The following is a 12481-nucleotide window of genomic DNA, read 5'->3' as shown; positions in this document are numbered from 1 at the left end:
AACTTTATTGTATCTTAAAGAGGTTAATATCTGAAAATTGCAATAACCATTTCAAAGCTAGAGAAAAGACCATATGGATTAATTACTAGTCGGTAATTTCCTATATACAACTGTGAGGTAAAGGAGAGAACACACACAATGAAAAAGAAAACGTTTAAATTAGCCATTACGATATTTATCGTTTCTCTATCAGCTATTCTATTAGTTGGTTGTGGAGGAAAAGAAGCATCCGTTGACAGTTACCCAGAAAGAGAAATTGAAATGATTATCCCTTGGGCGCCAGGTGGCGGAAGTGATATCGAAGGAAGACTCGTAACAGAACATGCTCAAAACCAAATTGATACAACATTTGTAAACGTAAACCTTCCTGGAGTTGGTGGTACGGTTGGTTTAGAAGAACTAGAGGAAAAAGAAGCTAACGGCTATCATTTGGGACAAATTCACGAGGGACTGCTTGTCGCTCATCATTCAGGGATTACTCCTATTAACTTTGATAACTTCATCCCGATTGCGGCAATGTCTACTGCAGATCAAATTCTAGCTGTAGCTAGCCACTTAGACGTGACAACATTAGAAGAATTTGTTGAATTGGGACAAAGCGAAGAAATCCGCTTCGGTGGTACAGTAAGCGGAATTCCACGTGTTTGGCTTGAACAAATGGGACAAGAGTTAGACATTCAGTACAATCTAGTTGGTTATGAAGGTTTAGGTGAAGCGATTCAAGCACTTGCAGGTGGACACATCGATGCTGCTATCGTTGACTATCCTTCCGCTAAAGACTTTGTAGAAGCAGGACACATGAACTTTTTAGCTGTTGGTACACAAGAACGTTTAGACCATGCTTCAGACGTCCCTACTTTCATTGAGAGTGGCTACGATATTGTTTTAAGCATTAACCGTGGTTATGTCGCACCAATTGGAACACCTCAAGAAATCATTGATTATTTAGGTCAAATTTTTGAAGAAACCGCGAATGACCCGGCTTATATTGAAGCCGTAACAAACGCAGGGGCAGGCGTAAACTTTATGGGACCTGAAGAATATAAAGCGCATTTAGAAAGTCAGGACGCTATTATCAAAGCGATTATTGAAGATATAGAAGCTTCAGAATAATTTCGCACGTATTCAATGAAAAAGGGGTCGGGCCGGCCCCTTTTTTACGTTCATCATTAACTACTGAAAGGAGGAGAACAATGGGTGAACTTCTTATCGGAATTGCACTTATCGTGTTATGTATAATCATTTATTCTCAATCTGGGGACTTTCCTCAATTTAATGAAACGACGTTAAATCCTGGGTCTTTCCCACAATTAATTGCTATTTTATTAGGTCTTCTTTCTCTTATCTTAGTCATCTCAAAAATAAAAGATCTTATAAGTCAAAAAGCCGAGTTGAGTAAGATGAACGTCAGAGAATATTTAAAAGAGGTCCTTGTAGAATATAAACTAGTCTTTATTACTCTTATAAGTCTATTTCTTTATATCTTTTTAATGCAATTTATCGGTTTTATTGTCACTACTATTATCTTTATCATTGTAACTTCTTTAATTATTGGACCGAAAAAGAAGAAAGATATTATCGTAGCAACGATTGTGTCTGTTGTTATTACCGTAACGACTTATGTCTTCTTTGAAAATGTATTACATGTACGATTTCCATCAGGGTTATTCTTCTAGAATTAGTGAAAGGAGGTTATCACATTGTTTGATCTATTACTATTAGGGATTGCTGAGATCTTTCAGATTAGAATATTGCTTATTATTTTGGCTGGTGTTGTTGTTGGTATTCTAGCAGGGTTAATTCCTGGATTTACAGTAGCTATGGCCATTGTCCTTACCTTACCCCTTACTTTCGGGATGGACCCTGTTGCTGGGGTGGCAGCGATGATTGGTGTATTCGTCGGCGGGATGTCAGGTGGACTCATAAGTGCTGCGCTCTTAGGCATACCTGGTACGCCATCATCGATTGCAACAACATTTGATGCGTATCCAATGGCCAAAAACGGAAACCCCGGGAAAGCTCTTTCTATCGGGATTTGGGCATCATTTTTAAGTTCGATCATTAGTTTATTATTATTAGTTTCAATTGCACCACAAATAGCTAGATTCGCATTGTTATTTGGTCCGTGGGAAATGTTTTCCTTAATTGTTGTTTCTTTAACGATTATTGCTAGTGTGACAGGTGCATCTGTAATTAAAGGATTGATTGCTGGATTATTTGGAATTCTCATTGCCACGGTAGGTGCCGATCCCATTGCAGGAATTGCTCGTTTCTCTTTTGACCTACGGGCTTTACGTGCAGGTATCCCTTTTCTAGTCGTCTTAATTGGTATGTTTGCCATTTCTCGTCTTCTTATCTCTTTAGAACGCAAGGAAATGATGAAAGATCAAGAAGACCGTCAAAAAGAAAAGCTTCAAAATGTTAGCTTTGTCCTTCAACCAATTAAAACATTAAAGACTGTCTTATCTAAGCCTGGTACGTTAATTGGGTCTTCTACTATTGGTTCCATAATCGGAGCGATCCCTGGAGCAGGTGGAAGTATTGCAAACATCGTGGCTTACGACCAAGCCAAAAAATGGTCAAAGAAACCTGAGAAATTTGGTAAAGGTTGTGAAGAAGGGGTTATTGCTTCTGAGGCGGGAAATAACTCAACTGTAGGTGGAGACCTAATTCCAACCGTCGCCTTAGGTATTCCCGGTTCTGCAGTAACAGCCGTTTTGCTTTCAGCATTAATGGTACACGGAATTTCTCCAGGACCGTTATTAATCGTAAATGAACCAAATGTTGTCGGCGGAATCTTCTTTGCCTTCTTTGTCGCCTCATTTTGGATGCTTATTACTCAATTTTTGGGGATTAAATACTTTATGAAGGTGACGCAAGTCCCTACTCACCTATTGGTCCCTGTCATTTTGGTACTATGTGTAATTGGTACATTCGTCCTGAATAACCGTTTAACAGATTTATATATTCTTTTAGTGATGGGAATCATCGGTTACCTATTCACAAAATATAAATTTGCTCTAGCACCTGCCATCATTGGAGTCATCCTTGGACCAATCGCTGAAGTAAACTTGCGAAGAGCGTTCATGTCTGACCCAGATTGGACATTGTTTTTCACACGGCCGATTTCTTTAACATTCTTAATCCTTACTGTATTGTCTATTGCCTTTACGGTTTGGCAGACGAAAAAGACAAATGCACGTAATAATGCGAATGCATAGCAGATTGTTTTCATATAATCGGAGAAAAACGCTCAGTTGGGCGTTTTTCTTTGTTTTTGGAACATATTTACAATCTCTAAAGGCCCCAAATTATACTCTTACATCATAGTCATTTTTCCTTCGTACAGACATATACTAGACAAGCATATTGAGAAACTCAGTTTTTTCTAATGAATGTTGATAGATGTCCTTGGAGGAACGACTTATGCTTTTTAAACTCATGCCTGGCTTGTATCGCCTATCTCATTATGACCGTTCTTATTTACATAAGGATATTGTAGCAGGGTTAATAGTTGCTATTTTATTCATCCCTCAAAGTATGGCTTATGCCACCATTGCAGGGGTGCCGCTAGTAGTTGGTTTGTATGCAGCCACAGTGCCTCTCATTATCTATGCGTTATTCGGAAGCTGTAAGTATTTATCTGTTGGACCTGTTTCGATTGTGTCGTTACTTGCGTATTCTGGGGTATCTAGTATCGCCTCCCCCCATTCGCCGTCCTTTATTGAACTCATTTTGCTACTAGGATTACTGGTCGGAGCAATCCATCTGTTACTAGGCATTCTGAGGACAGGGTTTCTTTTTGACTTTATCTCACAAGCTGTTATTACTGGGTTTACCTCCGCAGCGGCTATAATCATTGCTTTAAATCAAGTGAAATCATTAGTAGGAATCTCTCTTCCTCCTTATGAAGATGCCGTAAGCTACTTAGTCTTACTAGCTTCTCATCTTTCTCAAGCAAATCTGGATACGTTGGTAATCGGTCTTAGCAGCCTATGTTTTTTACTCCTCTTGAAAAAAGTCGCTCCTGCAATTGGCCCTTTGCTTGTTATTAGTTCTTCCATTCTTCTTGTCAGTCAACTTGCCTTGGATCAAAGAGGGGTTGATGTTGTCGGGGCAATTCCAAGTGGATTACCTAAGTTAATAATTACGTTCCCAACCATGGAGACGGTTCTAATGCTCTTGCCTATAGCGACAACCATTGCTTTCATTTCCTTTCTTGAATCATATGCTGTCGCAAAAACAGTAGCCAAAAAGGAAAAAGAAGTCATCCAGACAAACCAAGAGTTAATTGGACTAGGGCTAGCAAATCTATCAAGTTCTTTCATCGGTTCTATTCCTGTTGCAGGGGCGCTCTCCCGTACGGCTGTCAATTATCAGTCTGGGGCAAGAACGAATCTTGCTTTGCTTATTACGGCTCTTTTCATCATCATAACACTCTTATTTTTAACTCCTCTATTTTATTACTTACCTAAAGCGACACTTGCTGCCGTTATTATTTTAGCCGTATCGAAACTTGTTCACTTATCACATGTACCAAAACTTATGAGATCGTCTCCTTTAGATGCTCTCATCCTGCTTTCTACGTTTCTAGCAACCCTGATGATCGATATCTTTTTAGGTTTGCTTATTGGAATCGGTCTTTCCATGTTCGTTGCTCTTGTAAAGAAACTTCTGTTTCCTTATAAAAAAAGAAACCCCTTATAGATAGCGTAACGCTATCTATAAGGGGTTCTAATTGATTACCAAGATGCCACTTCTCCGTCCGTACGCGGCTCTGTTCCTCCGCTTAAGACACCAGTCTCATTGTTTCTCCAAATAATCTGACCGCGTCCAAAGCCTCCTTCATCAAGAGCTCTCACGATGTTATGGCCTTTACGCTGCAATGCACGCGCAATATGATCAGGGAAGCTTGGCTCCACTTCCACCGTCTTATCTTTTGTCCATAACCAACGTGGCGCATCTAGCGCAGCTTGCGGATTCAAATGGAAATCGACTGTGTTCATAACGACTTGTGCATGCCCTTGTGGCTGCATAAAGCCTCCCATCACTCCAAATGGACCTACGGCTTCTCCATCTTTTGTCAGGAAACCTGGAATGATCGTATGATACGTTTTCTTTCCTGGGACAAGGTAATTATCATGCTTTGGATCAAGTGAGAAGTTATTCCCGCGGTTTTGTAGTGAAATTCCCGTGTTTGGAACAACCATTCCTGAACCGAATCCCATATAGTTACTTTGAATAAAGGAAACCATATTTCCATCACCATCAGCTGTGGCAAGGTAAACCGTACCACCCTTTTGCGGTTCGCCTGGCTCAGGAGTTAACGCCTCATCGCCGATTAAGGCACGACGACTAGCCGCATATTCCTCGGATAAAATTTCATCAACTGACACGGACATTGATTTTTCTTCAGTGATGTATTTTAATCCATCAGTGAAAGCTAATTTCATCGCTTCAATTTGTTTATGATACGTTTCTACTTCGTCTTTTGCTTTGAACTCAAAGCCTTTTAGAATGTTTAATGCATGTAAGGCAATTAGCCCTTGGCCATTCGGAGGAATTTCCCACACATCATAGCCTCGGTAGTTTACACTAATAGGCTTCACCCACTCAGGTGCGTAGGCTTCTAAATCACTTTTGCGAATATATCCTCCATACTTTTGCGAGAAAGCATCAATTTGATCAGCTAATTCTCCTTTATAGAAAGATTCTCCATTCGTTTCAGCAATTTTACGCAATGTTTCAGCATGTCCTTTTGACGACCAAATTTCGCCTGCTTCAGGAACTTTCCCATTTGGGGCAAATGTTTCAAACCAAGATGTAAACTCTTCTCCTTTTCCTACTTTAGCAAATGTTTCATACCCTTTTTTCCAGTACTTAGCGAGTGTTGGTGAAAGAGGGAAGCCATTTTCAGCATAGTCAATGGCAGGTGCTAACACTTGCGTTAACGGCAATTTACCAAACTTTTTTGATAACTCTGCCCAAGCTCCTGGTGCTCCTGGTACCGTTACTGGTGTTAAACCGAACTTCGGTAGTTCTTTTTCATGACCAGCTTCCCTCATTGCTTCAGGAGTCAATGCCATAGGAGCTTGTCCGCTTGCATTCAATCCATGAAGTTCCCCTTTTACCCACACAAGTGCAAATGCGTCTGAACCAATTCCATTAGACGTTGGCTCAACGACTGTTAAACAAGCTGCAGTCGCAATAGCTGCATCAATCGCATTTCCACCCTCTCTTAAAATTTGCAGTCCTGCTTGGGCAGCTAGCGGTTGTGATGTTGCAACCATTCCTCTGTTTCCATACACCACATTACGTTGAGAGGTATACGGGTAATATAACGAATCATATGTATTTGTCATCTCTACTCTCTCCCTTACTTTTGTAAACAAAAATTCCCTTTCGCTTCCCTTTATGTATGACAAGAGAGAATTTTTTGATCAGTTTGTATATTTTTAATTATAGATCATTCTCATATGATAGTCTATAAAGTATTGATATTTCTGAATAATAATTATTTACCAATCGCTCTTCTAGCAACAAGGTTCAATCCTAAAGAAGAACCCCAGACAACGTGGACTGGGGTTCTATCTTAGGCTTTGAATTTATTATTTTTAGCTTTTTAAGAAAAACAAATAAAATTTACTTGGCTTATGAAACAACATCGCTTCGTTTTTTCATTATATGGATCACTGTTGCGAGATTCCGAGACGTATTTTTCATATTTTCATAACCCGCTTCTAGAGCTTCCTCTAGCGTTACCGCTCCTGGAACAATACTAAAGATAGCATCAATGCCGTGATCATATACATTTGTGTAATCATTTGTTAAACTGCCAGCAAGAGCAATGACAGGGACATCATACTTTTTGGCTGTATTCGCCACGCAAATGGGTGTTTTTCCATGAATCGTTTGGTGGTTGATCCCGCCTTCCCCCGTAATCACTAAATCGGCATCTCGTACCGCTTCTTCTAGCTTCGTTGCTTCAATAACTAGATCTCCGCCTCGTTTCAGTTTTGCAGGTAGAAACGCAAGCAGTCCAGCACCTAAGCCACCAGCAGCCCCAGCTCCTGGGACATCTTGAATGTCCTTGCCAACGTCGCGCTTAATCACACTTGCATAATGAGCTAGATTCGCGTCCAATAGCTCAATTTGTTCTGGAGTTGCTCCTTTTTGAGGACCGTATATGGCAGACGCCCCTTTAGGACCTATTAACGGATTATCAACATCACACGCCACATCTACTTTCACATTAGCAAGGCGTATATCGAGCGTCGAAAGGTCAATTCGTTCAAGTTTTGCTAGACCAGCTCCACCAAATGGAATGTCTACACCGTCTTGATCTACTAATTTTCCTCCCAATGCTTGAACCATTCCAGCGCCTCCATCATTTGTTGCGCTTCCACCAATTCCAATAATAATTCGCTCTACCCCTTTATCTAGAGCAATGGAAATTAATTCACCCGTCCCAAACGTTGTGGCAATCATTGGATCACGTTTCTTTCTTGGTATTAACTCAAGTCCTGATGCTGCAGCCATTTCAATAACAGCTGTCTTTCCATCACCAAGCAAACCATAAAATCCTTTTACTTTGTCTCCTAATGGACCTGTAACGGTTGCATGCTCAATCTGTCCTCCTGTTGCATCTACTAACGATTGAACCGTGCCTTCTCCGCCATCGGCCATCGGAACTTTGACAAATTCACAGTCTGGCAAAACTTCTTTTAAGCCCTCTTCAATGGCATTCGCTGCTTCTAATGCCGTTAAACTCTCTTTAAACGAATCTGGTGCAATGACAATTTTCTTCATGATCGGTTCCTCCTAATTTATAAAAATAGTTTAAATACGCCAAAGATTAATGTTGAAATGATCGCAATCGTCAAACCAACGAGTGACTCATACGGAATCAGCTTTAATCGTTCTTGGAAGTTCATCAGCACACTTCCTGCTGTTGCGTGGAAGAAGCTTCCGTGCGGGAGGTGGTCTAAAACAGTGGAACCAGCATGAATCATTGCCGCACCGGCAAGGCCCGCTACACCTAACTCAATTAATGTTGTACTAAACACACTACTTGCAACAGCCGCACCGGCAGTCGTTGACGCTGTTGCTGCTGACATGAAAATACCTGATACAGGTGCTAAAACGTAAGACGGCAGTCCAAGCACATCAATACCGTCAATTAAAACCGTTCGAAGACCAGAGTTTGAAATAATTCCAGCTAACGTACCTGTTCCAAGAAGCAAAACAGCCACACCTGACATCTTATTTAATCCAGAAACAATATACTTATTAACCGACGTAATCTTCCCCATTACTAATGCACCAACAAGTCCACCAGCTGGAAGCGCCAGCATTGGGTCGATTACAATGTCAAATAATGGACGCAGGGCTAGTAATACAATCGTTACTAGTGGCGCTATAATAGCAAGACCAAATGTTGGAAGCTTTTGGTCATTTGTTTGCGTGATTTCATCAAGCGAAACCATTGTCCCTTTGTTCACTAACCTTTTCGCAATGACATACGTAACAAATAATCCACATAACCCAGGTATAATACCTGCAGCCATTACAGATGTAAGCGGCACTTCAAACGCCTCTGCAACCGCGATCGTATTTGGGTTTGGTGACATGATATTCCCTGCCTTACCTCCACCAATCATCGCTAGTAATATCGCCGTTTTCGATAGATTTGCTCGACTAGCAATCGCTAAAGCAATTGGTGCCACAGTAATGACAGCTACGTCTACAAACACACCGACAGCTGTTAAAATCATTGTCGCAATGGCTAGGGCAAATAACGCTTTTCTTTCCCCAATTTTCTTAACAATGCTTTCTGCGATGGAAGCAGCTGCACCCGACTCAATTAACACACCTGCGAGCACACCAGCTGCTAAAATTCGTAAAACAGCAGGGATGATTCCTTGCGCTCCACCCATCATTAAGTCAACCGTTTCCGTTACTGATGCTCCACCGACTAAACCACCGACCATCGCTCCTCCTACTAATGCGTAGACTGGCGGTACTTTTCTAAATATAAGAACAATTGCTAATACTAAACCGACTATTGCGCCTAAAGCGCTTACTTGAATATCCATTGTTGTCCCTCCTAGTTGAATCACAATCTAGTATTCATTGTAAGCGTTTTATATTTTCAATTCATTGTTCAGATGAACAGAATAAATCGGATTCATTTACTCTTTTTCTGTTCATTTGAACAATTCATTTTTTGTGATCAGCAAATGTATCGATGATAAGCGAGAGATATAATTCAAATAAATCCTTGTAGTTTCTAGGATCTTTGCCTGTAACTTCTTTTATTTTTTCTAATCGATATTGAAGAGAGTTTCGATGGATAAATAACTCATTTGACGTGTTGATCGCTTTTCCACTTTGATTGATATACACTTGGAGCGTCTTTTGGAGTTCCCCCAACTCATCTTCTTCTTTTAATCTATTGATCAAATCGAAAAAAGGGTTGTTTTCGATTTCATTTGCTAAATTACTCATAAACACATAAATAGAAAGATCATCATACAATAACACCTTTTTTTCAGGAGCTAATTTTTCGCCAACGACCATTGTCTCTTTTGCTTCTATAAACGATTGATACAGCTTTTTAAAGGTTGGATGATAACTGCCAATTGCTACTTTTATCGTCGAATCAATTTTCGTTAGCTGTGTCATCCATATTCGAATGGTATTTAGTGTCCGTTCCTTTTCCCACCTGTCATCTTTCACATCCACCTTTTTTACAATCACGATCTCTCCTGTATACGTAGTAACAATGAGATCATCCTGTTCAATAAGTTCATTAAACATAAGTTCAACTTTTCGTTTCCGCTCCAATTTCTGATCATCACTTTTCACAACGATGACCACTCTTGAAATCAGTAAATCTACCTGCAAAGACTTAGCCTTTTCATAAAATAAACTCTCATCAAGATGATTACCGTTAAGCCATTGGTGAACAAGCTCTTCTTTAATTCGTTCATCGAGTTGCAACTGCTTCTGAAGAAAAGCCTGTTCAATAATCATTTCAGTTGTCATTTTAACTAATTCGCCGTACCCTCTAATTATCTCAAGGTCGCCCGTTATTCCAACAACACCTAGCACCTCACCTTGAAACAGGATCGGCAAATTAATCCCCTCTTTGACTCCTTTCCAATATTCCGTGTCTCCTTTTCCAATTTCCACGGTCTCTTTCTTTCTTAAAACTTCACTAGCCACTTCATGTTTCGTCGAAATGCGCTGCTTATCGCCTGAACCGATAATTCTTCCATCTTGGTCCATCACATTAATATTGTATGGAAGGATAGCCATCGTTCGATCAACAATTTCCTGGGCAAGTTGTTCTGTTAAATAGATTGTCATCGTTGGCACCCCTCCTCTTCTAGTTATTTTTTTGTACGCTCTTAATTCAACACAGCAGGTTCAGGATACTCATACCCTTTTGTATCAATCGTTACAGTTTCCATACGTTGCTCCTCAAATGGATTATCTCTAAAGTCACGTTCTGTGAGAACGATTGCATCGACTGTATCCATTCCTTCAAGCACCTTTCCAAAAGAAGCATACTGTCCGTCTAATTGTGCTGAGTCATCAACCATAATAAAAAATTGAGAACCAGCTGAATTAGGATCACTCGTTCTTGCCATTGAAATCACTCCACGCTCATGCTGCAGCGGATTCTCAAATCCATTGTCCAAAAATTCGCCCGGAATGGTGTAATCAGGACCGCCTGATCCATCTCCAGCAGGATCACCGCCTTGAATCATAAAGCCGGGAATCACTCGATGAAACGTCAATCCATCATAAAATCCCTCTTCCACCAAAGAAACAAAGTTTACAACCGTATTTGGTGCAATATCCGGGTACAATTCAACTACGATCTCTTCTCCATTTTCCATTGTAATTGTCACAATTGGATTTTCCTCAACGTCAAGCGTATATGGATATGGCCCTTCGTTTGCTTCGTTTGCTTCCTCTTCTTGCTTGATTTCATTATCACTTTGAACCTCACCTGCTTGTTCTTCTTCCTGTCCCGTTCCACAGCCTGTTAGTAGCAGGGTGAACGCCACAAAGCTAGCAAGTAGTATTGCGTTAATTTTCATGTATGAACCTACCTCCTGTATGTATGTATGTGCAAAATGCGTATTTATTATAGCATGCATTGATTGTGAAAACTTTATAACTGATACGAAACGAGGCTCTAAACTATGCTCCTTCTTCAACACGCGGCAACCGAATATAAAAGCTTGTTCCTTCATTCACTTGACTTTCTACGCTCAATTTCCCACTCATCGATTCAATAATGCGAATCGAAACAAGCATCCCAAGGCCGGTACCTTCTCTCCCCTTCGTCGTAAAATACGGCTCCCCAATTCGAGCGAGCTGTTCCTTAGTCATCCCTTGCCCATTATCAGATATGATAAGGAGAAGATTCCCATTCTCCTCCTGCGTCTCGATCGTAAGCAGTCCTTTGTTCGGCATAGCCTCAATGCAGTTTTTTGTAAGGTTAATTAAGCATTGTTGAAAAAGCTGCTCCTCACCTTTGAATAAGTAATCATCAATCTTTTTTCTAATTTCTACCCCATTCATGTTCGCAAAAGGAGTTACAATTTGAAATGTTCGATTCAGCTCCTCTTTAATATTAAGCGTCTTCACATTTTCGGGGGAGGGCTTGGCAAACGTCAAATAGTCACGAATAATATCATTGGCCCGATCAATTTCACCAATTGATATTTTTAGAAATTCCTTGCGCTTTTCTTCAGGAATCTCACTTTGAAGCATCATTTGCATAAATCCTCTAACCGTTGTTAACGGGTTGCGCACCTCATGTGAAATCGATGACGCTAGATGGCTGACGACCTCCATTTTTTCCGCTTTCATGACTCGTTTGTGCACCAAAATATGATCATGAAACACTTCGTATAAATACACGATAGAAGCTGTCGCACATATCGTAACAAGTCCATGGAGGAATAAGAATACAATAGATAACGTAGCACCAAATAGTAACGTAGCATTTAACATAGCTACTAACGTTGCAAATGTAGACAGAGAACTCGCGAGCACAACCTTTCTTTTCCGTGAAGCCTTTTGGAAAGAAGGATTGATATAAATTAAAGTGATAAGGAGAATCGACACGACCATAGCCGTCCCGATAGCACCGACTCCACCGATTAAAAAGCGGAAGAAAACCGTAACCGCAGCTAACAGAATGGACGCTGAGATCCCTCCATATAAGCCACCAATGGTTAGGGCAACTAATCTCAAATCAAAAATATACCCCTCTATCACAGGAATTGGAAAAGACATACAGGCTATAATTGCAAACGTAGTTGAAACGATATGAATTTTCCTCTTGTGTTCATTAAAAAACTTATATGTATTAATCTCCAATAAAATTGGTACAAACAGCAAAAACACTAACAAAAAAAGAACGTTTAATAACAACTGTTCTAGACCATACAAGTGATCG

General features: G+C 40.3%; 10 protein-coding genes. 4 read left to right on the top strand and 6 right to left on the bottom strand.

From position 1 onward, the window contains the following. The first annotated feature begins 138 nt into the window (after positions 1-138). The 4 genes from MF646_RS12635 (at position 139) to MF646_RS12620 (ending at position 4707) form a co-directional block, all read left to right on the top strand. Positions 139-1113: a tripartite tricarboxylate transporter substrate binding protein gene (locus MF646_RS12635; protein WP_250096865.1), complete on the top strand. Its 975-nt coding sequence runs from the start codon at positions 139-141 to the stop codon at positions 1111-1113. Between the two features lie 80 nt (positions 1114-1193). After that, positions 1194-1676 carry a tripartite tricarboxylate transporter TctB family protein gene (locus tag MF646_RS12630; RefSeq protein ID WP_250096864.1) on the top strand — a complete coding sequence of 161 codons (483 nt, stop codon included), beginning with the start codon at positions 1194-1196 and terminating at the stop codon, positions 1674-1676. Positions 1677-1700: 24 nt separating this feature from the next. Next, on the top strand, positions 1701-3221 hold the full coding sequence (locus tag MF646_RS12625; RefSeq protein WP_250096863.1) for a tripartite tricarboxylate transporter permease: 1521 nt from the start codon (positions 1701-1703) through the stop codon (positions 3219-3221). A 205-nt stretch (positions 3222-3426) separates the two neighbouring features. Further along, complete coding sequence (locus MF646_RS12620) at positions 3427-4707, top strand: SulP family inorganic anion transporter (protein WP_250096862.1); 1281 nt, start codon at positions 3427-3429, stop codon at positions 4705-4707. Between the two features lie 35 nt (positions 4708-4742). On the opposite strand, the gene MF646_RS12615 is transcribed toward MF646_RS12620, so the two are convergent. The 6 genes from MF646_RS12615 to MF646_RS12590 form a co-directional block, all read right to left on the bottom strand. Continuing rightward, entirely contained in the window at positions 4743-6362 is a 1620-nt protein-coding gene (locus tag MF646_RS12615; RefSeq protein ID WP_250096861.1) for a gamma-glutamyltransferase family protein, read from the bottom strand. A 289-nt stretch (positions 6363-6651) separates the two neighbouring features. Further along, positions 6652-7809: a glycerate kinase gene (locus MF646_RS12610; RefSeq protein WP_250096860.1), complete on the bottom strand. Its 1158-nt coding sequence runs from the start codon at positions 7807-7809 to the stop codon at positions 6652-6654. Positions 7810-7826: 17 nt separating this feature from the next. Next, entirely contained in the window at positions 7827-9095 is a 1269-nt protein-coding gene (locus tag MF646_RS12605) for a GntP family permease (protein ID WP_250096859.1), read from the bottom strand. 124 nt (positions 9096-9219) lie between these two features. Further along, positions 9220-10371 (bottom strand): sugar diacid recognition domain-containing protein, encoded by a 1152-nt coding sequence (locus MF646_RS12600; protein ID WP_250096858.1) that lies wholly within the window; start codon positions 10369-10371, stop codon positions 9220-9222. A gap of 41 nt (positions 10372-10412) precedes the next feature. After that, positions 10413-11111: a peptidylprolyl isomerase gene (locus MF646_RS12595; RefSeq protein WP_250096857.1), complete on the bottom strand. Its 699-nt coding sequence runs from the start codon at positions 11109-11111 to the stop codon at positions 10413-10415. Positions 11112-11214: 103 nt separating this feature from the next. Then, entirely contained in the window at positions 11215-12474 is a 1260-nt protein-coding gene (locus tag MF646_RS12590; protein ID WP_250096856.1) for an ATP-binding protein, read from the bottom strand. Between the last annotated feature and the right edge of the window lie 7 nt (positions 12475-12481).

The organism is Halalkalibacter alkaliphilus (genome assembly GCF_023555415.1).
Taxonomy (GTDB): Bacteria; Bacillota; Bacilli; order Bacillales; family Bacillaceae_D; genus Halalkalibacter; species Halalkalibacter alkaliphilus.
Note: the sequence above shows the minus strand (reverse complement) of the source record. Positions and strands in the feature narration are given on the sequence as shown.

What these genes read in the sequence shown, in the direction of transcription:
- MF646_RS12595 (WP_250096857.1), bottom strand. Translation starts at nt 11,111, where the DNA reads ATGAAAATTAACGCAATACTACTTGCTAGCTTTGTGGCGTTCACCCTG.
- MF646_RS12605 (WP_250096859.1), bottom strand. Translation starts at nt 9,095, where the DNA reads ATGGATATTCAAGTAAGCGCTTTAGGCGCAATAGTCGGTTTAGTATTA.
- MF646_RS12610 (WP_250096860.1), bottom strand. Translation starts at nt 7,809, where the DNA reads ATGAAGAAAATTGTCATTGCACCAGATTCGTTTAAAGAGAGTTTAACG.
- MF646_RS12620 (WP_250096862.1), top strand. Translation starts at nt 3,427, where the DNA reads ATGCTTTTTAAACTCATGCCTGGCTTGTATCGCCTATCTCATTATGAC.
- MF646_RS12630 (WP_250096864.1), top strand. Translation starts at nt 1,194, where the DNA reads ATGGGTGAACTTCTTATCGGAATTGCACTTATCGTGTTATGTATAATC.
- MF646_RS12600 (WP_250096858.1), bottom strand. Translation starts at nt 10,371, where the DNA reads ATGACAATCTATTTAACAGAACAACTTGCCCAGGAAATTGTTGATCGA.
- MF646_RS12635 (WP_250096865.1), top strand. Translation starts at nt 139, where the DNA reads ATGAAAAAGAAAACGTTTAAATTAGCCATTACGATATTTATCGTTTCT.
- MF646_RS12615 (WP_250096861.1), bottom strand. Translation starts at nt 6,362, where the DNA reads ATGACAAATACATATGATTCGTTATATTACCCGTATACCTCTCAACGT.